21 protein-coding genes are annotated in these 23,164 nt (G+C 68.3%); 13 read left to right on the top strand and 8 right to left on the bottom strand.

The window, feature by feature from the left end:
• Window positions 1–17 precede the first annotated feature (17 nt).
• A complete protein-coding gene (rsgA, locus tag HAV22_RS27145; RefSeq protein WP_166863781.1) occupies window positions 18–1,046 on the bottom strand; it encodes a ribosome small subunit-dependent GTPase A in 1,029 nt (342 codons plus the stop codon).
• Window positions 1,047–1,393: 347 nt separating this feature from the next.
• On the opposite strand from rsgA, the gene HAV22_RS27150 reads away from it, so the two are divergent.
• The 10 genes from HAV22_RS27150 (at window position 1,394) to HAV22_RS27195 (ending at window position 11,274) form a co-directional block, all read left to right on the top strand.
• Window positions 1,394–2,356: an ABC transporter substrate-binding protein gene (locus tag HAV22_RS27150; protein ID WP_166863783.1), complete on the top strand. Its 963-nt coding sequence runs from the start codon at window positions 1,394–1,396 to the stop codon at window positions 2,354–2,356.
• Between the two features lie 11 nt (window positions 2,357–2,367).
• Window positions 2,368–3,882 (top strand): sugar ABC transporter ATP-binding protein, encoded by a 1,515-nt coding sequence (locus HAV22_RS27155; RefSeq protein WP_166863784.1) that lies wholly within the window; start codon window positions 2,368–2,370, stop codon window positions 3,880–3,882.
• Window positions 3,879–4,916, top strand: a complete 1,038-nt coding sequence (locus tag HAV22_RS27160; RefSeq protein WP_166863786.1) for an ABC transporter permease — start codon at window positions 3,879–3,881, stop codon at window positions 4,914–4,916. The genes HAV22_RS27155 and HAV22_RS27160 overlap by 4 nt, the downstream gene beginning before the upstream one ends.
• Window positions 4,913–5,905 (top strand): galactofuranose ABC transporter, permease protein YjfF, encoded by a 993-nt coding sequence (gene yjfF, locus HAV22_RS27165; RefSeq protein WP_166863788.1) that lies wholly within the window; start codon window positions 4,913–4,915, stop codon window positions 5,903–5,905. Before HAV22_RS27160 ends, yjfF begins: the two co-directional genes overlap by 4 nt.
• Before the next feature lie 105 nt (window positions 5,906–6,010).
• Window positions 6,011–6,961: a glycoside hydrolase family 43 protein gene (locus tag HAV22_RS27170; protein ID WP_166863790.1), complete on the top strand. Its 951-nt coding sequence runs from the start codon at window positions 6,011–6,013 to the stop codon at window positions 6,959–6,961.
• Window positions 6,962–7,017: 56 nt separating this feature from the next.
• Window positions 7,018–7,959 carry a LysR family transcriptional regulator gene (locus HAV22_RS27175; protein WP_166863792.1) on the top strand — a complete coding sequence of 314 codons (942 nt, stop codon included), beginning with the start codon at window positions 7,018–7,020 and terminating at the stop codon, window positions 7,957–7,959.
• Window positions 7,960–8,225: 266 nt separating this feature from the next.
• Window positions 8,226–8,924: a fumarylacetoacetate hydrolase family protein gene (locus HAV22_RS27180; protein WP_166863793.1), complete on the top strand. Its 699-nt coding sequence runs from the start codon at window positions 8,226–8,228 to the stop codon at window positions 8,922–8,924.
• Window positions 8,921–9,847, top strand: coding sequence for a 2-hydroxyacid dehydrogenase (locus HAV22_RS27185; RefSeq protein WP_166863795.1), 927 nt, complete (start codon window positions 8,921–8,923; stop codon window positions 9,845–9,847). The genes HAV22_RS27180 and HAV22_RS27185 overlap by 4 nt, the downstream gene beginning before the upstream one ends.
• Before the next feature lie 108 nt (window positions 9,848–9,955).
• Window positions 9,956–10,984, top strand: a complete 1,029-nt coding sequence (locus HAV22_RS27190) for a M4 family metallopeptidase (protein ID WP_166863797.1) — start codon at window positions 9,956–9,958, stop codon at window positions 10,982–10,984.
• Window positions 10,984–11,274: a protealysin inhibitor emfourin gene (locus tag HAV22_RS27195; protein ID WP_166863799.1), complete on the top strand. Its 291-nt coding sequence runs from the start codon at window positions 10,984–10,986 to the stop codon at window positions 11,272–11,274. The genes HAV22_RS27190 and HAV22_RS27195 overlap by 1 nt, the downstream gene beginning before the upstream one ends.
• A 101-nt stretch (window positions 11,275–11,375) precedes the next feature.
• On the opposite strand, the gene HAV22_RS27200 is transcribed toward HAV22_RS27195, so the two are convergent.
• From HAV22_RS27200 to HAV22_RS27215, 4 genes are read right to left on the bottom strand one after another with little or no spacing between them, the layout of a single operon-like run.
• The gene (locus HAV22_RS27200) at window positions 11,376–12,527 is read right to left on the bottom strand and encodes an HlyD family secretion protein (protein WP_166863801.1); all 1,152 of its coding nucleotides are present in this window, start codon (window positions 12,525–12,527) and stop codon (window positions 11,376–11,378) included.
• A 6-nt stretch (window positions 12,528–12,533) separates the two neighbouring features.
• Entirely contained in the window at window positions 12,534–13,976 is a 1,443-nt protein-coding gene (locus HAV22_RS27205) for an efflux transporter outer membrane subunit (RefSeq protein WP_166863803.1), read from the bottom strand.
• A 15-nt stretch (window positions 13,977–13,991) separates the two neighbouring features.
• A complete protein-coding gene (locus HAV22_RS27210) occupies window positions 13,992–15,542 on the bottom strand; it encodes an MDR family MFS transporter (RefSeq protein ID WP_371869757.1) in 1,551 nt (516 codons plus the stop codon).
• A complete protein-coding gene (locus HAV22_RS27215; RefSeq protein WP_166863804.1) occupies window positions 15,539–15,985 on the bottom strand; it encodes a MarR family winged helix-turn-helix transcriptional regulator in 447 nt (148 codons plus the stop codon). The genes HAV22_RS27210 and HAV22_RS27215 overlap by 4 nt, the downstream gene beginning before the upstream one ends.
• Before the next feature lie 132 nt (window positions 15,986–16,117).
• On the opposite strand from HAV22_RS27215, the gene fdhD reads away from it, so the two are divergent.
• Window positions 16,118–16,948, top strand: a complete 831-nt coding sequence (fdhD, locus tag HAV22_RS27220) for a formate dehydrogenase accessory sulfurtransferase FdhD (RefSeq protein ID WP_166863806.1) — start codon at window positions 16,118–16,120, stop codon at window positions 16,946–16,948.
• A 29-nt stretch (window positions 16,949–16,977) separates the two neighbouring features.
• On the opposite strand, the gene HAV22_RS27225 is transcribed toward fdhD, so the two are convergent.
• The gene (locus HAV22_RS27225; RefSeq protein ID WP_166863808.1) at window positions 16,978–19,335 is read right to left on the bottom strand and encodes an FdhF/YdeP family oxidoreductase; all 2,358 of its coding nucleotides are present in this window, start codon (window positions 19,333–19,335) and stop codon (window positions 16,978–16,980) included.
• Window positions 19,336–19,435: 100 nt separating this feature from the next.
• On the opposite strand from HAV22_RS27225, the gene HAV22_RS27230 reads away from it, so the two are divergent.
• Window positions 19,436–20,866 carry an aminotransferase-like domain-containing protein gene (locus HAV22_RS27230; protein WP_166863810.1) on the top strand — a complete coding sequence of 477 codons (1,431 nt, stop codon included), beginning with the start codon at window positions 19,436–19,438 and terminating at the stop codon, window positions 20,864–20,866.
• On the opposite strand, the gene HAV22_RS27235 is transcribed toward HAV22_RS27230, so the two are convergent.
• Complete coding sequence (locus HAV22_RS27235) at window positions 20,863–21,666, bottom strand: formate/nitrite transporter family protein (RefSeq protein ID WP_166863813.1); 804 nt, start codon at window positions 21,664–21,666, stop codon at window positions 20,863–20,865. The two genes, HAV22_RS27230 and HAV22_RS27235, sit on opposite strands and share 4 nt — an antisense overlap.
• A 145-nt stretch (window positions 21,667–21,811) precedes the next feature.
• On the opposite strand from HAV22_RS27235, the gene HAV22_RS27240 reads away from it, so the two are divergent.
• Complete coding sequence (locus HAV22_RS27240; RefSeq protein ID WP_229421448.1) at window positions 21,812–22,120, top strand: ArsR family transcriptional regulator; 309 nt, start codon at window positions 21,812–21,814, stop codon at window positions 22,118–22,120.
• On the opposite strand, the gene moaA is transcribed toward HAV22_RS27240, so the two are convergent.
• Complete coding sequence (gene moaA, locus HAV22_RS27245) at window positions 22,084–23,151, bottom strand: GTP 3',8-cyclase MoaA (protein WP_166863815.1); 1,068 nt, start codon at window positions 23,149–23,151, stop codon at window positions 22,084–22,086. The genes HAV22_RS27240 and moaA overlap by 37 nt on opposite strands.
• Window positions 23,152–23,164 lie beyond the last annotated feature (13 nt).

Raw genomic sequence — 23,164 nt, forward strand, 5'->3', positions numbered from 1 at the left:
GGGTGCCCACCCTACTACTACCGTTTCGCCTGCGCCCGCGCCCGCGCCATGCGGTTCAGCACCTTCCACTTCGACCGCTCCGCGATGCGGTCCAGCGGCGTTGCCGCCGCATGCCGCACTTCGCGCAACAGCTTGTGATAGTTGCGCAGGCGGTCCGCGTCGACGGTGCCGCGCACGGCGCATCCCGGCTCCTCGGCATGCTTGCAGTCGTGGAAGCGGCAGTCCGCGGCCAGCGTCTCGATGTCGTCGAACGCCGCGTTGACGTCGTCCTCGCCGCCATCCGGCTGCCAGCTGCGCAGCCCCGGCGTGTCGATCACGCAGCCGCCTCCAGCGCACAGGTGCAGCGAGCGTGACGTCGTCGTGTGGCGGCCACGGTCGTCGCCCTTGCGCACGCCGCCCGTCGGCTGGTGCGCGCCGGTCAACGTGTTCGTGAGCGTCGACTTGCCCACGCCCGACGTGCCCAGCAGGACGAGCGTCTGCCCCGCGCCCGTCCACGGCGCCAGCACGTCGGCGGCGCCGGCCTCCTGCGCGTGCACGCGCACGATGGGGATCGTGGGCGGCAGGCGCGCGCCGAGCTGCGCGGCCTTGGCGTCCGCGTCGGCGACGAGGTCGCCCTTCGTGAGCACGACGACGGGCGACACGTCGGCAGACCGCGCCAGCATGAGATAGCGTTCCAATCGGCGCGGATTGAAGTCGCCGTCGAGGCCCATCACGAAGAGCGCCGTGTCGACGTTGGCGGCGAGCCGCTGGCGGGTGCCGTCGGCGTCGCGCCGAGCCAGTTCGTTCAGCGGGTCGACGAAGGTGTGCACCCAGGCCTCGCCGAGGTCGTTGTGGTCGGACAGCACCCAGTCGCCGACGGCGGGTGAGCCGTCGAGGCCCGGATGCGGCCGGGCCGGAAATTCATGGGTACCGTCGTGCAGCACGAGTGCGTTGCGGTGCACGGCCGCCACGCGCGCGGGCGTACCGCGGTCGTGGATTGCCAGCCGGGCGGCGATGGCGTGGGTGAGTCCAATGCGGCGCAGGGCCGCGATATCGAAGTCGATCATGATCGTTGTGTTCCTGTTGCGAAGCGCGAACGCGCGGGTACGCAGCCGCACACGATGCGGCTGCGGAGATTCGGTCAGGGAAGTCGGCGCGCCTGGCGCGCCCGGTCACGACGTCGGTGATCGACGGTAGGCGGAGGTCAGGCAGCCGACAGGAAGGCAAGGTCCGGGTGGGTCATGGCACGCTCCTGTCAGGTGGAAGAAGACGCCAAGTATAGCGCGACCGTTGCCGTCCGGGGAGCGTGTTTGTATTGATGTCAAAATGGGTATTGCTTCCGTCAAAAAAATGATTGGATAGATATCCCAGTTCTGTCATAGTATCCGTGCACAACAATTCCGGAGACCAAGTGATGATCATCACCCGCAGAACCCTCCTGGGCGTTGCCGCCGCCATCGCGTGCGCAACCGCCATCCCGGCCTTTGCCGCCAAACCCCTCACGATCGGCTTCTCGCAGGTCGGCGCCGAAAGCGAATGGCGCACCGCGAACACCGCCTCTATCAAAGAGGCCGCCAAGAAGGCCGGCGTCAACCTGAAGTTCGCCGACGCCCAGCAACAGCAGCAGAACCAGGTCAAGGCCATCCGTTCCTTCATCGCCCAGCACGTGGACGTGATCGCGTTCTCGCCGGTCGTGGAAACCGGCTGGGAGACCGTGCTGCGCGAAGCGAAGAACGCCAAGATCCCCGTGATCCTGACCGACCGCGCCGTCAAGGTCACCGATCCGTCGCTGTACGTGAGCTTCATCGGTTCCGACTTCGTGGAAGAGGGCCGCCGCGCCGGACGCTGGCTGCTCGACTACGCCAAGAAGAATGGCGGCAAGCCGCTGAACATCGTCGAGCTGCAGGGCACGACGGGCGCCGCGCCGGCGATCGACCGCAAGACCGGCTTCGCCGAAGTCATCGCCGCGAATCCGAAGCTGAAGGTCATCCGCTCGCAGACGGGCGACTTCACCCGCGCCAAGGGCAAGGAAGTGATGGAAGCCTTCCTGAAATCGGAAGGCAAGAACATCAACGTGCTGTACGCGCACAATGACGACATGGCCATCGGCGCGATCCAGGCCATTGAGGAAGCGGGCCTGAAGCCGGGCAAGGACATCATCATCATCTCGATCGACGGCGTGAAGGGCGCGTTCGAGGCCATGAAGGCCGGTAAACTGAACGTCACCGTCGAATGCAATCCGCTGCTGGGCCCCACGTTGATCCAGACGGCGCAGGACGTCGTCGCGGGCAAGCCTGTGCCGAAGCGCATCGTCGTGAACGAAGGCGTGTTCCCGGCTGAGGTGGCGGCGAAGGAACTCCCGAACCGCAAATACTGATCGGGCGGGGCATGATCGATTCGAAGCAGCCGGTGCTTGAAGTCACCGGCATCCACAAAGCGTTCCCGGGCGTGAAGGCGTTGTCCGACGCGGGACTGCGCCTGTTCCCCGGCGAAGTGCACACGCTGATGGGCCAGAACGGCGCGGGCAAGTCCACGCTGATCAAGGTCCTCACGGGCGTCTACCAGCCGGATGCCGGCAGCATCGTCCTCGAGGGCCGGGCCATCCGCCCGCGCTCCACGCAGGACGCGCAAAACCTCGGCATCAGCACCGTCTACCAGGAAGTCAATCTGTGCCCGAACCTGTCGGTCGCGGAAAACATCTTCATCGGCCGCTATCCCCGCCGCTTCGGCATGGTCGACTGGCGCTCGATGCGGTCGCAGGCCACGGCGCTGCTCGCGCGCCTCGAGATCCACGTCGACGTCAGCCGGCCGCTCGCCGACTATCCGCTGGCGATCCAGCAGATGGTCGCGATCGCGCGCGCGCTGAACACGGAATCGCGCGTGCTGATCCTCGACGAGCCCACGTCCAGCCTGGACGAAGCCGAAGTGCAGATGCTGTTCTCCGTGCTGCGCCGCCTGCGCGAAGAGGGCATGGCGATCCTGTTCGTCACGCACTTCCTCGACCAGACGTATGCGATCTCCGACCGCATCACGGTGATGCGCAACGGCGAGCGCGAAGGCGAGTACGCGTGCTCGGAACTGTCGCGCCTCGCGCTCGTCAACAAGATGATCGGCGCGCCGGCCGACGCGGAACACGCATTGGCGCCGGCGGCCGCCGAAACGAACGAACACGGCGACGTCTTCCTGCGCGCCCGCGGCATCGCGCGCAAGGGTGTGCTGTCCCCGGTCGACCTGGAAATCCGCCGCGGCGAGCTGCTGGGCCTTGCGGGCCTGCTCGGCTCCGGCCGCACGGAAACGGCGCGCCTGCTGTTCGGCGCCGACAAGGCGGACAGCGGCACCTTCGACATCGACGGCAAGCAGGTGAGCTTCTCGAACCCGCGCGACGCGATCCGCGAGGGCATCGGCTTCTGCTCGGAAGACCGCAAGCACGAAGGCGCGATCCTCGCGCTGTCCGTGCGCGAAAACCTGATCCTCGCGCTGCAGGCGCGGCAGGGCATCTTCCGCGCCATTCCATTCAAGCGCCAGCAGCAGCTGGCGACCGACTACGTCAAATGGCTGGGCATCAAGACGGCCAGCATCGAGACGCCCATCGGCACCCTGTCCGGCGGCAACCAGCAGAAGGTCTTGCTGGCGCGCTGGCTCGCGACCGATCCGCGCCTGATGATCCTCGACGAACCGACGCGCGGCATCGACGTGCGCGCCAAGCAGGAAATCATGGATTACGTCAGTAACCTTTGCCGCAAGGGCATGTCCATCCTCTTCATCTCGTCCGAACTGCCGGAAGTGCTGCGCGTGTCGGACCGCATGGTCGTCATGCGCGACCGCAAGGCCTGCGGCGAGTACCGGCGCGGTGAGCTGGACGAGACGTCCGTGCTGCACGTGATCGCGGGAGAGACGGCATGAACGCGCGCGCCACCGAAGCCGCCGTCAAGCCGACGGCGCAGGCAGGCAAGCGCACCACGTGGCTGCAGCATCCGCTCGTGCGCCCGCTCGGCGCGCTCGTCGCGCTGCTGCTCGTCGACGCGTTCCTCGTGCCCGGCTTCTTCCACCTCGAGGTCAAGGAAGGGCATTTGTACGGCGCCATCGTCGACATCCTGAACCGCGCCGCGCCGCTGATGCTGGCGGCGCTGGGCATGACCCTCGTCATCGCCACGCGCGGCATCGACATCTCCGTCGGCGCCGTCGTCGCGCTGTCCGGCACCGTGTCCGCGATGCTCATCGGCGGCAGCACCCCGAACATGCCGATGGCGCTCGCGCTGGCCGCGTCGCTCGGCGTCGCGCTGCTGTGCGGGCTGTGGAACGGCGTGCTCGTCGCCGGCATCAAGCTGCAGCCCATCGTCGCCACCCTGATCCTGATGGTGGCGGGGCGCGGCCTCGCGCAGCTGCTGACGGACGGCCAGATCGTCACCGTGTACTACGAACCGTTCTTCTTCCTCGGCGGCGGCTACCTGGCCGGCCTGCCGTTCTCGCTGTTCGTCGTGGCGGCCGTGTTCGCGGTCACGCTGCTCCTCGTGAAGAAGACGGCGCTGGGCCTGTTCATCCAGGCCGTCGGCATCAACCCGGTCGCGGCGCGCCTCGCGGGCCTGCGCACGGCGACCCTGATCACGTTCGTGTACGTGTTCTGCAGCGCCTGCGCGGGCCTGGCCGGCATGCTGATCACGTCGAACATCAAGAGCGCGGACGCGAACAACGCGGGCCTGCTGCTGGAACTGGACGCGATCCTGGCCGTCACCCTGGGCGGCACGTCGCTCGCCGGCGGCAAGTTCAGCCTCGTGGGCAGCATGATCGGCGCGCTGATCATCCAGACGCTCACGTCCACCATCTACTCGCTGGGCGTGCCGCCCGAAGTGAACATGGTCGTCAAATCCATCGTCGTCTTCGTCGTCTGCATCTCGCAGTCGAGCGAATTCAAGACCATCCTGCGGAGGTCCGCATGAGCGCGGTCGCAACCCAAACGCGCGGCCGCGCCGCCTTCACGGGCGCGCCGTGGTTCACGTCCCTCGTCACCGTGATCCTGCTGGTCGCGATGCTGGGCATCGGCGGGGCCGTGTATCCGGGCTTCCTGTCGCTGCAGGTGATCTTCAACCTCCTCATCGACAACGCGTTCCTGCTCGTGATCGCGGTGGGCATGGGCTTCGTGATCCTGGCCGGCGGCATCGACCTCTCCGTCGGCTCCGTGCTGGCGCTGTCGACGATGATCTCGGCCTGGCTGCTGCAGCACGCGCACTGGCCGCCCGTCGCCGTCATCGCGCTCGTGCTGCTGCTGGGCGCCTGCTTCGGCGGCGCGATGGGCGCGATCATCCACCTGTTCAAGCTGCAGCCGTTCATCGTCACGCTGGCCGGCATGTTCCTCGCGCGTGGGCTGTGCTACCTGATCAGCGTGGAATCGATCACGATCGACGACCCGGTGTTCACGGCGATGTCGCAGACGCAGGTGCCGATCCTGGGCGGCTTCCTGTCGCCGGGCGCCATCATCGCGCTCGTCGTGCTGCTTGTCGCCATCTGGCTCGCGCATTTCACGGCGTTCGGCCGCGCGGTGTACGCCGTCGGCGGCAACGAGCAGTCGGCCGCGATGATGGGCCTGAACGTGGGCCGCACGAAGGTGCTCGTGTATGCGCTGTCGGGCTTCTGCGCGTCGCTGGGCGGCGTGCTGTTCGCCTTCTACATGCTGTCCGGCTACGGCCTGCACGGGCAGGGCACGGAGCTCGACGCCATCGCGGCCGTCGTCATCGGCGGCACCTTGCTGACGGGCGGCTACGGCTATATCGCGGGTGCGCTGTCCGGCGTGCTCGTGCTGGGTGCCATCCAGACGCTGATCGCCTTCGACGGCACGCTCAGCTCGTGGTGGACCAAGATCGTCATCGGGGCGCTGCTGTTCATCTTCTGCGTCGTGCAGCGGGTGATGGGCGGACGTTCCAAGGAATAAAAGGCGGTTCGCGCGCGTCGACCCCCGGCCATAACGGGGGCGGCGCCGCGCCGTGGTACGCCGGTGCCGCCAGCGCCGGCGATTCATAACAATAACGGAGACTGCATGCTGAAACCCATCCTTGCCGCGGCCCTGGCCGCGACGACGGCGCTCGCCGCCGCGGCCAATCCCATCACCAGCAGGATCTTCACCGCGGACCCCGCGGCCCTCGTCGACAACGGCCGCGTGTACCTGTACGTCGGCCACGACGAGGCCCCGGTCGGCGGCAAGGATTACCTGATGAACGAGTGGAAGGTCTTCTCCAGCTGCGACATGCAGCACTGGACGGAGCACCCGGCCGGCGTGCCGTTTTCCACGTTCAAATGGGCGGCGAGGGACGCGTGGGCCAGCGACGTCACGAAGCGGAACGGCAAGTACTACCTGTACGTGACGGTCGAGCACAAGACCATTCCCGGCAAGGCGATCGGCGTCGCGGTGTCCGACAGCCCGACGGGCCCGTTCGTCGACGCGCGCGGTTCGGCCCTCGTCACCAACGACATGACGCACGAGACGGAGATCGGTTGGGACGACATCGACCCCGCCATCTTCGTCGACGACGACGGCCAGGCGTATCTGTACTGGGGCAACACCGTCATGAAGTACGCGAAGCTGAAACCGAATATGACGGAGCTCGACGGCCCGATCCACACGGTGGGCCTGGAAGCGTTCACGGAAGCGTCGTACCTGCACAAGCACGCCGGCAAATACTACCTGTCGTACTCGCGCAAGTGGCCGGAAGAGACCGTGTACATGACGGGGCCGACCGCGACCGGTCCCTGGTCCTACGGCGGCGTGATCATGGAAAAGAACACGAATGTCGGCACGATCCACCACGCGATCGTCGACTTCAACGGCAAGTCCTACATCATCTATCACAACGGCAAGCTGCCGACCGGTGGCGAGTACCGGCGTTCGGTCGCCGTCGAGGAATTGCACTACGGCCCGGACGGCAAGATCCTGCCCGTGCCGCAGACGGCGCAAGGGCCGGCCGCGAACCCGTCGGCCGCCTGCAAGTGATGACGGTTTCGCAGAGAATTCCGCTAAAGCAATATCGATAATGATATGATGCATGTATGGACACGACCAATCCGAACTGGTTTCTCAAGGCCCGCCTGAAGACGCGGCAGCTGCTGCTGCTGATCGCGCTCGACGACTACCGCAACATCCACCGCGCGGCCGACGAACTGCACATGACGCAGCCGGCCGCCTCCAAGCAGATCAAGGATCTCGAGGAGATGCTGGACGTCAAGCTGTTCGAGCGCCTGCCGCGCGGCATGGAGCCGACGATCTACGGCGAGACGATGATCCGCCACGCGCGCATGGCCCTGACGAGCCTCGCGCTGGCGCACGACGACATCGTCACGTTGAAGGCGGGCTTGACGGGCCAGGTCGAGGTCGGCGTGATCATGACCCCTGCGATGGCGCTGCTGCCGCGCGCGATCGCCCGCGTGAAGGAGTCGGCGCCGCTGCTGCGCATCGGCGTGCAGCTGGAGACGAGTAACCTGCTGCTCGACAAGCTGCAGCACGGCATGCTCGACTTCATGATCGGCCGCATCTTCGACACCGGAGACACGTCCGGCCTGATCTACGAAGAGCTGACGGAGGAGCCGGCGTGCGCCGTCGTGCGTCCCGGCCATCCGCTGCTCGAGCGCAAGGACCTGGAGCTGGCGGACATCGCGCCGCTGCCGTGGATCGTGCCGCCGCACGGCAGTGTCCTGCGCTACCGCTTCGACATGATGTTCCGCCGCGCGGGCCTGGAGCCGCCTGCGAACGTCGTCGATACGACGGCGTTGCTGATGATCACGGCGTTGCTGCAGCAGACGGATTCGCTGCACGTGATGCCGATCGAGGTGGCGCAGTACTACGCGTCGCTCAACGTGATGCGCATCCTGCCGATCGAGCTGCCGTGCAAGATGGACGCGTTCGGCATCATCCGGCACCAGGACCATTTGCTGTCGCCGGGTGCGGATCTGCTGCTGCGTGCGGTGCGGGCCGCGGCGAAAGAGATGTACTGAACGAGCCGGCTCCAGTAACGCCAGCACGCGGCATGCGTCACGCGTGGGCACCGGGTGCCCACCCTACGTTCTGTGACGTATGCGGCGTGCCGGCATTATTTGAAATGCCCCACCCGACGCGTCAACCGTAGGGTGGGCTCCCCGAGCCCACGCGGACGTATGCGTGTGTTGGCGTAACGCTTCGCCCCCAACCCGATTGTGTTAGGCTTTCCGATGCTCCCGGCCGTCGTCCGGACGCATTGGACATCGTCAATACAAGGAACCACATGACTGGCTTCGTCATCACGCCACCCGCCGCCCCGGCCCTCGCCGTGGCCGGCTCCGACCAGGTCTTCCCGCTGCGCCGCGTGTTCTGCGTCGGCCGCAACTACGCCGCCCACGCGCGCGAGATGGGGGCGGACCCGAACCGCGAACCGCCATTCTTCTTCACCAAGCCCGCCGACGCCGTCGTGCCGGCCAGCGGCACCGTGCCGTATCCGCCCGCCACGCGCGAGCTGCACCACGAGGTCGAGCTGGTCGTCGCGCTGAAGGGCGGCGGCAGCGACATCGCGCCCGAACACGCGCTGGACCTCGTATGGGGCTATGGCGTCGGCCTGGACCTCACGCGGCGCGACATGCAGGCCATCGCCAAGAAGGACGGCCGCCCGTGGGACATGTCGAAAGGCTTCGACGCTTCCGCGCCGTGCAGCCCGCTCGTTCCCGCCGAACGCACGGGCCATCCACAGGACGCGCGCATCTGGCTCGAAGTGAACGGCCAGCTGAAGCAGCAGGGCAACCTGAACGAGATGATCTGGCCCGTGGCCGACGTGATCGCCGCGCTGTCGCGCCTCGTCGCGCTGGCGCCCGGAGACCTGATCTACACGGGCACGCCGGCCGGCGTCGACGCGCTGAACCCCGGTGACGAGGTGCGCGGCGGCGTCGACGGCGTGACCACGTTCGAGCTGGCCATCGGCGCCTCGGCATGAAGACTGTGCTGCAGATCGGCGGCTTCGCGCCCGAGATCCAGGCCCAGCTCGACGCCGAATTCCGTTGCCTGGACCTCGCGGACCTCGAACGCGAGGCGGGCCTGGCGGACACCGTCTCCGCCATCGTCACACGCAGCAACCAGGACGTGCCGGCCGACGTCGTGCGCCGGCTGCCCGCGCTCGAGATCATCGCCACGTGCGGCGTCGGCCACGACCTGATCCCGCGTGCGCTGGCGGCGGAGCGCGGCATCGTCGTCGCCAACACGCCCGGCGTGCTGAACGCCGCCGTGGCCGAGCTGTGCATCGGCTCCCTGCTGGCGCTGCTGCGCCGCCTGCCGCAGGCCGACCGCTTCGTGCGCGACGGCCGCTGGAAGACCGCCGCATTCCCCCTCGCGACGAGCGTCGCGGGCAAGCACGTGGGCATCGTCGGCATGGGCCGCATCGGCAAGGAGATCGCGCGCAAGCTCGAGATGTTCGGCGTGGCGCTCGCGTACCACGGCCGCACGGACCAGCGGCTGGCGTGGCGCTACGAGGCCGACCTCGCGGCGCTCGCGCGCGACTGTGACATCCTGATCCTGTGCGCACCCGGCGGCGCGGACACGCACCACCTCGTCGATGCACGCGTGCTCGAGGCGCTGGGACCGTACGGCTACCTCGTGAACGTGGCGCGCGGCTCGCTCGTGGACGAGCAGGCGCTGCTCGCTGCGCTCGAAACGGGCGCCATCGCGGGCGCGGCGCTGGACGTGTTCGACAACGAGCCGGACATCGATGCGCGCTTCCTCGCGTTGGACAACGTGCTGCTCACGCCGCATCTCGGCAGCGCCACGCACGAGACGCGCGCGGCGATGGCGCAGCTCATGCTGGACAACGTGCGGTCGTGGTTCCGCAGCGGCCGCGCGCTGACGCCCGTCGACCCGGACTGACCTCGCACCGCCTTCGCTACCTTCGCTATTGTGCGCCGCAACGCGGCCGTGTGGATTACGCTCGGCGGCACGAGCACGCACCATCAGGGTTCCTTAGCCGGAGGTCTTATGCACGTCCACACGCCCGCCTGCACCTGCTTCATCATTCCTTCCTCCATGCTGCGCAAGCTGGCCCTCGAGGCCGACGAGGCGGAACGACGACGCCTGCTGGAGCAGCTGGAACGCTCGGCCTTCCTGCGTGGCCAGCGCGCCGCCAGCGGCCTCGCGGCGCCGGGGCTGCTCGTCGCGCCCGGCCAGAAGCACCGCTCCGTCTACGACGCGCACCACGCCACGCGCCTGCCCGGCAAGCTCGTACGGACGGAGACGGCGGGGCCCGTGGCCGACACGGCCGTCAATGAAGCGTTCGACGGCGCCGGCGCCACCTACGATTTTTACCTGCAGGTCCTGCACCGCAATTCGATCGACGGGCGCGGCATGGGCATCGACTCGAGCGTCCACTACAGCAAGCGCTTCAACAACGCGTTCTGGAACGGCCGCCAGATGGTCTACGGCGATGGCGACGGCAAGCTGTTCACGGGCTTCACGCACGCGCTCGACGTGATCGCGCACGAGTTGACGCACGGCGTCACGCAGTACACGGTGCCGGGTGGTGGCCTCGTCTACGACGGCCAGAGCGGGGCGCTGAACGAATCCATGTCCGACGTGTTCGGCTCCGTCGTCAAGCAATGGCACCTGAAGCAGACGGTGAAAAAGGCCGACTGGCTGATCGGCGCGGGCATCATGACGCCGGCTGTCGGCAAGGCGTTGCGCTCGATGGCCGATCCGGGGAACACGAGTCTCACGTGGTCGGGCGACGACCAGCCGGGCACGATGAAGGGGTATGTGGACGGCGGGGACGTGCACACGAACTCCGGCATCCCCAACCACGCGTTCTACCTCGCCGCGATGAAGCTGGGTGGGCACAGCTGGGACAAGGCGGCGCCGATCTGGTACCAGGCGTTGCCACTGCTGCATCCCGACGCGACGTTCGCCGACGCCGCGCAGGCCACGATGAAGGCGGCCGAGCTGCGCTACGGTACGGGGTCGGCCGAGGCCGCGGCCGTGCAGGGCGCGTGGCACGAGGTGGGGGTCGTCTGATGCACTTGTCGCTGCACAGCGTGGGCGGCTTCACGGGGCCGGCGGGGGCGCAGACGCACAGCGTCGACGTCGAGCGCCTGCCCGCGGCCGACGCGGCGCGCGTGCGCGCGCTCGTGCAGGCGCTCGATCCGGCGCATCTGCCGGCCACGTTGCTGAAGGCGCGGCCGCAGTCGTGGGATTTCACGTACACGCTCACCATCGATAATGGCGCCGAGCGGCAAGTGCGCTTTCACCTCGATGCCGCACCGCCGCCGCTACGCGACCTCGTCGAATTCATCGAGAACACGTAGGGTGGGCACCCTGTGCCCGCGCGGATGTTCGCAAATCGCATACGTCACGCGTGGGCTCGGGGAGCCCACCCTGCGAACAACGGTACATTAGCCGCAGCGGCTTAATTGGCCATGTTTTTCGCGACGATCGCGTCGGTGGCCACCTGCGCCTGCTGCAACGGCTGGTTGAGCACCGTCGTCGCATACGCCGGGGCCGGCGGCGCCACGGCGCCGAGCGCGCCGCCGCCCGGGTGGCTGATGTCCACGTCGACGGTGGCCGACAAGCCCACGCGCAGCGGGTGCGCGGCCAGTTCCTTCGGATCGAGCGAGATGCGCACGGGCACCCGCTGCACGACCTTGATCCAGTTGCCCGTCGCGTTCTGCGCCGGCAGCAGCGAGAACGCGCTGCCCGTGCCCGCGCCGAGGCCCACGACCTTGCCGTGGTAGACGACCTTGCTGCCGTAGATGTCCGCCTCGATCGTCGCGGCCTGGCCCACGCGGATGTCGCGCAGCTCCGATTCCTTGAAGTTGGCATCGACCCACAGCTGGTCCAGCGGCACGATCGACAGCAGCGGCGCGCCCGGTGCGATGCGGCTGCCCACCTGCACGCTGCGCTTCGCGACATAGCCCGTCACGGGCGCCACGATGGCGTTGCGGCGCGCGGCGAGCCATGCCGCGAGATAGTCCGCCTTCGCGGCCAGCACGTTCGGGTGCTCGGCAGGCGAGACACCCGCCACCGTCACGCGCGCCGCGGCAAGCTGCTTCTGCGCGACGTCAAGTGCGGCCTTCGCATCGTCGACGGCGCGGCGGGCATGCGCGACGTCCTCGCCGGAGACGACGTTGTCGGCCGCGAGCGGCGCCCGGCGCGCCAGGTCTTCCTGCTTCGCCTTCAGCTCCACGCGGCGCTGCTCGACGACGGCCTCGTACTGCGCGACGCTCGTGTAGCGCTCGCGCTGCTGGCGCACCGCGGTGCCCAGCCGGGCCTCGGCCTGCGCGAGCGCGACTTCCGCATCGGACGGGTCGAGCCGGACGATCTCCATGCCCGCGTGCACGAGCTGGGTCTCGTCGGCGCGGATCTCGACGACGCTGCCCGTCACCTGCGACGACACGTTCACGAGGTTGCCGCCGACATAGGCGTTGTCCGTCTCGACGCGCTTGGACAGGACCAGTGCGTAATATGCTGCGTAGGCCACGCCGGCGGCGAGGAAGGCGGCCGTGATGCCGGCCAGGACGACGCGGCGTTTCTTGTTGTTCGGTTGGGTGTCGGTGCTCATGGTGTTTTACTTGGTGTCCGATTGGGTGAGGGCGGGTACGTTGGTGTGGTAACCGCCGCCGAGCGCTTTCACGAGGGCGACCTGCGTCTGCAGCCGGGCGTCCGTCAATTGCAGGTCGACGTCGCGCTGGCGCAGCACGGCTTCGCGTGCCTGCAGCACGGCGGCGCGGTCGGCGAGGCCGCGCGCCATGCGCGCCTCGGCGTTCGCCGCCAGCTTGCGGCTCGCGGCCGCCGTGGCGGCGTGCGCCTCCGTTTCCCTGGCGATGCCTTGCAACGTGGCCGCTTCGCGCGCGACGTCGCGTACGGCGTCCAGCACGGCCTCGTTGTACTCGGCCAGCAGTTCGTCGCGGCTGCTGCGTGCCAGGCCCAGCTGGGCGTGCAGGCGGCCGCTGTCGAACAGCGGGAGGTCGAGCGTGGCGCCGATCAGCGGCGTGCGGCTCGGGTAGCGCAGCAGCTTGCCGAGCGACGTCGCGTCGAGGCCGATGGCGGCCGCGAGGTTGATGTCGGGCCGGAAGGCCGCTTCGCTGGCAGCCACGCGTCCCAGCTGCGCTTCCACGCGCCAGCGCGCGGCCTGCAGGTCGGGCCGGCGCGCGAGCAGCTCCATCCCGAGTTCGCGCGGCACGGCATCGATGGCCGGTGCGGGCTGGAAGCGGGCGAGGTCGGTCAATGCGGCGGCGTCGCCGCCGATCAGCGCGCGCAGGCCTTCGCGTTCGCGCGCGGCGTCCGTGTCGTGGCGCGCCGCCTGTTCGCGCAGGCTCGCGAGTTCCTGTTCCGCCGTCTGCAGTGCGTCCACGCTGACGAGGCCATGTGCCATGCGCGCGTTGCGATCGGCGACGAGGTCGCGCTGCACGGCGATGAGGGCGTTCGTGTTGTCCTGGCGCGACCACAGCATCTGCAGCCGCAGATAGCTTTGCACGACGGATGCCGCGAGCACCTGGCGGGCTTGCGCGGCTTCCGCGGCGGCCGCATTCGTCTCGCCCAGCGCGGCCGCGACCAGCGCGCGGTGCTTGCCCCACCAGTCGACGTCGTACGACGCGCGCAGCGCCACGTTCGCGTCGTTGAACCAAGCGCCCCCGATCGGCGGCGGGAAGAAGCCGTTCGACGAATAGCGCTGGCGGTTCAGGCCCGACGCCAGGTCGACGCGGGCGCCTTCGTTGGCCGCCGCGACGCCGAACGCGGCCCGCGCGCTCGCGACGCGCGCGGCGGCCACCGCCAGCGTGGGGCTGTCGCGCAGCGCGCGCGCGACGAGCGCGTTCAGTTGCGGGTCGTGGTAGTCGAGCCACCACTGCTCCGCGGGCCAGGCGTCGGCCGGCAGGCGGATGCTGGCGGCGTGCTGCGCATGCGCGACGTCGGGGCCGTGCGTCTTGTTGGTGTCGGGCGGGACGCTGATGCAGCCGGACAGCAGCGCCAGTGCCGCGGCCGCGATGGGAAGGAGTCGTAGGTGTCGCACGTTGGGGTCTTTCTGTTATTCGAGGGCCGCGTGATCCACCTGCGCGGGCGCGGCGGCGGCCTTGGGCGGGCGGATCAGCAGGAGCATCGGGATCACGGCCAGCGTGAGGAGCATCATCAGGCGGTAGTCGTCCACGTACGCGATCATCGATGCCTGGCGCGTGATCTCGCCGTTGATGAGGGCGGGACCGGCTTGCGTCGCCATGTCGTACAGGCTGGCCGGGTCGCGCACGGCCGGGTTGGCGGGATTGACCTGCGTGGCGAGCGACGCGTGCGCGATCTGCGTGTTGCGCACGAGGAGGGCCTGCACGAGCGCGATGCCGATCGACGAGCCGATGTTGCGCACGAGGCTGTACAGCGCCGTGCCTTCCGCGCGCATCTGCGGCGACAACGTGGCAAACGTGGCGGCCGACAGCGGCACGAACACGAGGCCCAGGCCCACGCCCTGGATCACGCCGGGCCACACGATGTCGGACTGCGACAGCACGAGCGTGTAGTGCATCATCTGCCACAGCGAGAACGCCGTGATGGCGAAGCCAATGCCCAGCAGCAGCCGGAAATCGACCTTGCCGGTGAGGCGCCCGACGACCATCATCGCGGCCATCGTGCCGAGGCCCGACGGCGCCGTCACGAGGCCCGCGAGCTTGGCGGGGTAGCCCATCAGGCCTTGCAGCATCGTGGGCATCAGCGCGCGCGTCGCGAACAGCACCATGCCCACGATGAAGATCAGCAGGAGGCCCGTCACGTAGTTGGCGTTCTTCAGCAGGCGGAAATCGACGAACGACTGGCCGGCGGGCCGCGTCAAGGTGTGGCCGATGAAGTAGGCGAAGGCCAGCGTGGTCAGGATCAGTTCGACCCACGTCTCCGTCGAGCCGAACCAGTCGTTCTGTTCGCCGCGGTCGAGCAGCATCTGCAGCGCGCCGATGGCGATCGACAGGGTGACGAAGCCGAACGTGTCGAAGCGGATGCGGCGCGCCGGGTCGGTGCCGTGGATGTAGCGGAGAATGCCCCAGAAGGCGAGGGCGCCGATCGGCACGTTGATGAAGAAGACCCAGCGCCAGCTGTAGCTGTCCGTCAGCCAGCCGCCCAGGGTGGGGCCGAGGATCGGGCCGATCATGACGCCCATGCCCCATACGGCCATCGCGGAGCCGTGTTTTTCGCGCGGGTTGATGTCGAGGAGGACGGACTGCGACAGCGGCACGAGCGCCGCGCCGAACACGCCTTGCAGCATGCGCGCGACGACGATTTCCGTCAGCGTGGCCGAGATCCCGCACAGCACGGAGGCGGCGGTGAACCCGGCGACGGAGACGAGGAACACGCGCTTCAGGCCGAAGCGGTCAACGAGCCAGCCGTTCAGCGGCGTCGCGATGGCGGCCGCCACGATGAACGACGTCAGCACCCACGTGATCTGGTCCTGCGACGCCGACAGCGACCCCTGCATGTGCGGCAGCGCCACGTTGGCGATGGTGCCGTCGAGGGCCTGGATGATCGTCGCCAGCATGATCGAGATCGTGATCATGGTGCGGTTGATCGGGCGGCCCGGCGGCGCCGCTGCGGCCGTGTTCACAGCGCGTCCTCGATGCGCTTGCGCAGCGTTTCCAGCAAGGTGGTGGCGGCGGCCAGCGCGGCCGGGTCGACGCCGGCCAGCAGGTCGGCGCGGAACGTGGTCGCTTCATTTATCACCTCGGCGTACACGGTGCTGCCGGCGTCCGTCAGCTGCACGAGCTTGACGCGGCGGTCCTGCGCGGACGGGGCGCGCACGACGAAGCCGTCGCGTTCCAGGCGGTCCAGCATCGACACCATCGACGGTCCTTCGACGCCGACCAGGTCGGCCAGCGCGCGTTGCGACATCGGCTCGCCGGACTTGGCGATCATCGCGATCGTCATCCAGCCGGACTGGCCGATGCCGAGGTGCTTGAGGCGCTTGTCCAGCGCCAGCCGCCACAGCCGCGCGCTCGTGTGCAGCGCGGCCGAGAAGCGTTCGCCGGGGGATTCTGATAGGTTGCTCATCATTAGATTCGTAATAGATAGATGTCTATCGATTCTAATTCATGCAACTGGACGGCGCAAGCAACTGTGTTCCCGTGTCCCCGCGGTTTCTGTGCGCGCCCGCTTCCGGGGCGGTCGTCTACCATCGGACGCATGAAGACGACGATTGAACGACAAGTGGACGGCGGCGCCGAGGCGGCACAACGGACCGGTTTCCAAGACCGCGCTGTCGTGCGCCACCGTGGCGCCGGCCAAGGCGCGGCGCGCGACTGCGTGGCGGAGGAAATGCCGCTGGCGCTCGTGGTGAATGGCATCGCGCACGTGGTCATGATGGTCACGCCGCGCGACCTCGAGGCGTTCGCGGTCGGCTTCGCGCTGACCGAGGGCCTGGTCGACAGCCGCAAGCAGATCTACGACGCCGAGGTGCGCATGCATGCGCGCGCGGCCGAGGTGGAGCTGACGATCGCGCAGGAAGCCTTCCTGCGCATGAAGGGGCGGCGCCGCGCGCTGGCCGGACGCACCGGCTGCGGCGTATGCGGCATCGAAAGTCTCGCCTTGCTCGACCTGGCGCCGGAACGGATCGCGCCCGCGCCGCTGCCGCCCGACCTGGGCGCTGCCATCGCGCGCGCATCCCGCGAGTTGCCGGACCACCAGGCGTTGATGCGCTCGACCGGCGGCGTGCACGCGGCGGCATGGTGCGGGTTCGACGGCGCGATCGCGGCCGTGTTCGAGGACGTGGGCCGCCACAATGCCCTGGACAAGCTGGTCGGCCATCTGGCGACGCATGGGGTTGGCCCGGACACGGGTTTCGTCTTCATGTCGAGCCGCGCCAGCTATGAACTGGCGCGCAAGGCCGCGCGGGTGGGCATCCCCATGCTGGCCACGATCTCGGCGCCCAGTTCACTGGCCATCGATATTGCGGACCAGGCCGGGTTGAAGCTGGTGAGCTTTTGCAGGCGCGACGGGTTCGTCGAATACACCTGACGCCGTTCCCGCACGCGCGGGAACGGCGTTCACGCGCTGGCGCTGATCAGCACCGGGATCGACTTCGAGGTCGGCGTACCCGCGCCGTCCGCCACGCTCCCCAGCGGTACCAGCGCGTTCGTCTCCGGATAGTAGGCCCCGAGGCAGCCGCGCGGGATGTCGTATTCGACCAGCAGGAAGCGCTCCGCGCGGCGCTGCACGTCGTCGCTCCAGACGCTCGTGATGTCGACCCACTGGCCGGGTGCCAGGCCGAGCATCTCGATGTCCTGGCGGTTCGCGAACAGCACGCGGCGCATGCCGAACACGCCGCGGTAACGGTCGTCCATGCCATAGATCGTCGTGTTGTACTGGTCGTGCGAACGTGTCGTCATCAGTACCATCAGGCGCGCGCCGTGGCGCGCACGGGCGCGGTGGATGGGCGTGTCCTTGTCGATCCCGTGCACCACGAACTGGGCTTTCCCGCTCGCGGTCACCCATTCGCGTTCGCGCGAGGCGACTTTCAGGTGGAAGCCGCCCGGGACCGCGACTCGCGCATTGTAGTCGTGGAAGCCGTCGATCGAACGTTCGATCGCGTCGCGGATGCGCGCGTAGTCGTCCACATACCCCTTCCAGTCGACCTTTCCGCTGCCCAGCGTGGCGTCGGCCATGCCGGCCACGATGGCGATTTCCGACAGCAGGTTGGGCGAGGCCGGCTTGTTCAGCCCATACGAGATGTGCACCATGCTCATCGAATCCTCCACCGTCACGCCCTGGGCAACGCCCTGCTGCAGGTCGATCTCGGTGCGGCCCAGGGTCGGCAGGATCAGGGCGTCCTTGCCGTGCACGAGGTGGCTGCGGTTCAGCTTGGTCGTCACCTGCACGGTCAGCGCGCACGAGCGCAGGGCGTCGAAGGTGAGCGGGGTGTCGGGCGTGGCGATGGCAAAATTGCCGCCCAGGCCGATGAAGACCTTCACCTTACCCTCGAGCATGGCCCGGATGGTCTCGACGACGTCGTAGCCGTGGCGGCGCGGCGGTTCGAAGTCGAAGGCCTTGCCGAGCCTGTCGAGGAAGGCCTTGGAGGGTTTCTCCTCGATGCCGACGGTGCGGTCGCCCTGCACGTTCGAGTGGCCGCGCACGGGGCACAGGCCGGCGCCGAGGCGGCCGATATTCCCGCGCATCATCATCAGGTTCGACAGCATCTGGACCGCGGCCAGCGAGTTCTTGTGCTGGGTCAGGCCCATGCCCCACGTCGCGATCACGGCCTTGCCCTTGACGTAGACCTGGGCCAGTTGCTCGAGCCGGTCGCGGGCGACGCCGGACTCGGCGAGGATGTCGTCCCAGCTCTCGCGCCGCAGGTCGTCGGCGAAGGTGTCGTAACCGGTCGTGTGCTCCGCGATGAAGGCGACGTCTACGAGCCGGCCTTGTCCGGCGGCGCGCGCGGCGTCGTCCAGTTCGACCAGGCGCTTGGCCAGGCCCTTGATCAGGGCGAAGTCGCCGCCCAGCTTCGGTTGCACGAACATCGAGCTGATCGACGTGCTGGAATTGGTCAGCATCTCGAGCGGCGCCTGCGGGTCGGTGAAGCGTTCCAGGCCACGCTCGCGCAAGGGGTTGATCGAGACGATGGTGGCGCCGCGCTTGGCGCAGGCGCGCAGCTCGCCCAGCATGCGCGGGTGGTTGGTGGCCGGGTTCTGGCCGAAGATCAGCAGGGTGTCGGCATGCTCGAAGTCGTCGAGGGTAACGGTGCCCTTGCCGATGCCGACCGTGCCGGGGAGGCCGCGGCTGGTGGGCTCGTGGCACATGTTCGAACAGTCCGGGAAGTTGTTGGTGCCGACCATGCGCACGAACAGCTGGTACAGGAAGGCGGCTTCGTTGCTGGCGCGGCCGGACGTGTAGAACGCGGCCTCGTTCGGGTCGTCCAGCGCCTGCAAGTGGCGCCCGATCAGCGCGAATGCGTCGGCCCACTCGATCTTGCGGTAGCGGTCGGTGGCGCTGTCGTACACCATCGGGTCGGTCAGGCGGCCGTGCCGCTCCAGTTCATAGTCAGACTGCGCCATCAGCTCGGCGACCGTGTGGCGCGCGAAGAATTCCGGACCGACGCGCTTGCCGGTCGCTTCCGCGGCGACGGCCTTGACGCCGTTCTCGCAGAATTCGAACGTGGACGCGTGCGCGCGGTCGGGCCAGGCGCAGCCGGGGCAGTCGAAACCGTCGGGCTGGTTCTGGGCGAACAAGGTCTTGTAGTTGCTGCCGCTGACTTTTTCCCTGAACAGGTTGATCGCCACCTGCTTGACCGCGCCCCAGCCTGCAGCGGCGTGGGTGTATGGGGCGATGAAACCTTCCTTTTTTTGTGTTTCCACGAGTGACTCCTGTATCGATGCCGTAGCGTACGCCCGGCCGCGGCCAGGTGACATGCACAAAATGCAGCGCGGAAAAGGAGTACAGTTAAGAGCACAGTGCGCCCCTGGGCTATACTGGCGCGCCGTCTTTTGCCGCTCCTCGGGAATCCGTGTCTTGAAACTCTACGAAACACTCGCCGCCGAGATCGAAAGCCAGATCGCGAACGGGGTGCTGCTCGACGGCGAAAAAATCCCGTCCGTACGCCAGACCAGCCAGCATCACAACCTGAGCATCACGACCGTGCTGCGCGCCTACGTGCTGCTCGAGAGCCGCGGCGTCATCGAGAGCCGGCCCCAGTCCGGCTACTTCGTGCGGCCGCGCGCCCAGCGCAGCAGTCCGCCGGCGCCGGCGCGCGCCGCGGCGCCGCTGGTGCTGTCGTCCGAAGTCGACGTCAGCCGGCTGGTGCTCAAGACCCTGCGCTCGATCAGCAAGGACGGCGCCGTGCCGCTCGGCTCGCCGTATGCCGACCCGTCGCGCTATCCATGGAAGCGCCTGAGCCAGTACGCCAGCACGATCGCCCGCCGGCATCAGGAGTGGAGCGTGATGAACGACCTGCCGCCGGGCGACCCGCAGCTGATCCGCCAGATCGCGCGCCGCCACCTGGAGAATGGACTGGCGGTCGACCCGGGCGAGATCATCGTCACTGTCGGCGCGACCGAGGCCATCAACCTGTGCCTGCAGGCGGTGGCGCGGCCGGGTGACACGATCGCGGTCGAGTCGCCGACGTATTATGCGATGCTGCACGCGATCGAGCGGCTCGGCATGCGCGCGGTCGAGGTACGTACCGATCCGACCGAGGGCATCGACGTCAACGCGCTGGCGGCCGTCATCGCCGACCAGAAGATCGCCGCCTGCATGGTGATGCCGAACTTCCAGAACCCGCTCGGTTTCCAGATGAGCGACGAGCGCAAGCGCGCGCTCGTCGAACTGCTGGCCGGGCACGACATTCCGGTGATCGAGAACGACGTCTACCACGAGTTGTACTACGGCGACAGCCACCCGACCTCGCTCAAGACCTACGATACCCGGGGCCTGGTGCTGCATTGTGCGTCGTTTTCGAAGAGCCTGACGGCGGCCTACCGGATCGGCTGGTGCCTGCCCGGACGCTATACCGCGGACGTCGAAAAGCTGAAGTTCCTGAATACGCTGGCGACGTCGGCGCTGCCGCAGATGGCGATCGCCGAGTACCTGCAGAACGACGGCTACGACGCCCACCTGCGCAAGATGCGCAAGGCGTTCGCGCAGCAGGCGCGTATCATGGCGGCGGCCGTGCTGCGCTTCTTCCCGGATGGCACGCGGGTGAGCGAGCCGAAGGGCGGCTACGTGCTGTGGGTGGAATTGCCGGGCCGGGTCAACGCGATGGCCTTGTACGCACGCGCGCTGGAGGAAGGCATCACGGTCGGTCCGGGCAACATGTTTTCGGCGCGCGGCAGCTTCGACCACTTCATCCGGCTGAACTACAGCCATGCGTGGAATGCGCAGATCGAAGGCGCCGTGAAGCGGCTCGGGCGCCTGGTGGCCGAATTGGCCGCCGCGGAGAATTAACGCTCGCGCAGCCGCGCCGCGCCGGCAGCGCCCGGCGCGGGCGCGTGCTGCGACTGGACCCAATAGCCGGCGCCGACCATCAGCATGCCGCCGATCGCGTTGCCCAGCGTGACCCAGGCCAGGTTGGTCAGCACGCTGCCGAGCGTCACGCCGTCGGCATGGCTGAGCAGGGCGAGCGCGAAGGTGAACATATTCGCGATCGAATGCTCGAACCCGCAGGCGGCGAACATCATCACGGGCCAGAACACCAGGCCGAGCCGGGCCGTGTCGCTGGTCGTGCGCGCGCCCATCCACACCGTCAGGCACACCAGCCAGTTGCACAGGATCGCCTTGAACATCAGCGAGAGTGCCGGCGCGTTGGCCTTGGCCGCGGCGGTCTTGTAAAACAGGTCCGCGCCGTCGGTGAGCAGGACGCCGCCGCCGGCCAGCTTGAGGATGACGGCCAGCAGTGCGGCGCCCACAAGGTTGCCGCACCAGCAGCGCGCAAGCGCGGCCAGTACCTCGGCGCCGCTGGTCTTGCGGCAGAGCCAGGCCAGCGCCATCTGCATGGTGTAGCCGGTGAACAGGTGGCCACCGGCGAAGGTGATGAGAATCAGTCCCAGCGCGAACACGGAGCCCATCAGGATGCGCGCCCAGGCCGGATCGGCGTGGGCGCCGACGGTGAACATCAGGATGGCGCCGAAGCCGACGTAGGCGCCGGCCATGGCACTGCCGATCAGGAACGACAAGGGGCGGGTGCGCGCCAGCTGCGCTTTTTGGATGCCGGCATCGGCGAGTTGGTCAATCGTGGCGTCGAACATGCAGAGCTTTCTGGAGCGGCAAAGGGCTACAGTGTAGAGAAGTTGCATTTCGCTAACCGGTACAGAATCGGGCGCGCGCTCAGGGTACAGTCGGGCGACGGTCGCCGCCCGCGGCACGATGCCGTCCCGCGGGCTATGCTTGGGCATGGATACCGTCGACGGCACGATGAACGAGGGCGAGGCGGCGCTGGCCGGCCTCATGGAACAGTTATGGCGAATGGCGCGGGAGGTGCCGCCCAGGCCGTGTTCGCTGGCACGCGTCGGCAAGCGCGCGCAACTTCCGATGAGTACGCTGATGCGGGCGCTGAGCCTGCTGTCCGGCTCAGGCCTGGTCGAAGTCGCAACGCGCGAAGAGGGCGGCGGGCATGTCGTGCTGACGGCCGCCGGCCGCGACCTGTGCACGAACTGGTTCGGCGCTCAACCGCCGACCAGCGACATGCGTACCACCGGGTAGCGCCTGGCGCCGCGGGCGAGCAGGGCGCCGCGGTCGGCCGAATAGCGGTCGGCGCGCGCCCGCCACGCGGTACGGATCGTCCGCTCCAGCGCGCCCGCGTCGCCGCTGCGCAGCACGGCGCGCAGGTCCAGCGAGCGCGTCCCGAACAGGCACAGGAACAGCTTGCCGTCGGCGCTGACCCGGGCGCGTGTGCAATCGCCGCAGAAGGGCGCCGAGACGCTCGCGATGAAGCCGACGTCGCCGCCGCCGTCGGCGTAGCGGAACGTGTCGGCGGTGTCGCTGGCGCGGTCGCCGTCCCGCGGCAGCAGCGCGAACTCGTGGGCTATCTGCGCGCGCATCTCGGCCGCCGACACCACCTCGTCGCGCATCCAGCCATCGGCGCCGCCGACGTCCATGTACTCGATGAACCGCAGATGCACGCCGGTGTGACGGAAATGACGCGCCAGCGGCAGCACCTGGTCGGCGTTGGCCGATTTCTTGATCACCGCGTTCACCTTCAGCGGGGCCAGGCCGGCTGCCGTCGCCGCCTCGATGCCGTCGAGTACCGCCGAGACCGGGAAGCCGACGTCGTTCATGGCGCGGAACACGGCATCGTCGAGGGCGTCGAGGCTGACGGTCGCGCGCGCGAGGCCCGCGTCCTTGAGCGCGCGGGCCTGGGCCGCGAGCAGGGTGCCGTTGGTCGTCAGCGCGATCTCGACCGGCCTGCCGGCCGGGGTTTCCAGCCGGGCCAGCGCTTCGACGAGACGCGGCAGGTCGCGGCGCAGCAGCGGTTCGCCGCCGGTGATCCGGATCTTCTCGACCCCCAGCGCCACGAACGTTTTCGACAGCGCGACCATCTCCTCGAAAGACAGGCGCTCGGCCGCACGGAGGAAGGGGTAGTCGCGCGTGAAGACGTCCTTCGGCATGCAATAGGTGCAGCGGAAGTTGCACTGGTCGATGACGGACAGGCGCAAGTCCTTGAGCGGGCGCTGGAACGTATCGACGCAGGCGTCCGCGACAGTGGAAAGGAACGTTGGTGCGTGCAGGATCATGCCCCGACGATAG

Origin of the sequence: Telluria antibiotica, from assembly GCF_011682055.1 — a bacterium.
GTDB classification, from domain to species: domain Bacteria; phylum Pseudomonadota; class Gammaproteobacteria; order Burkholderiales; family Burkholderiaceae_D; genus Telluria; species Telluria antibiotica.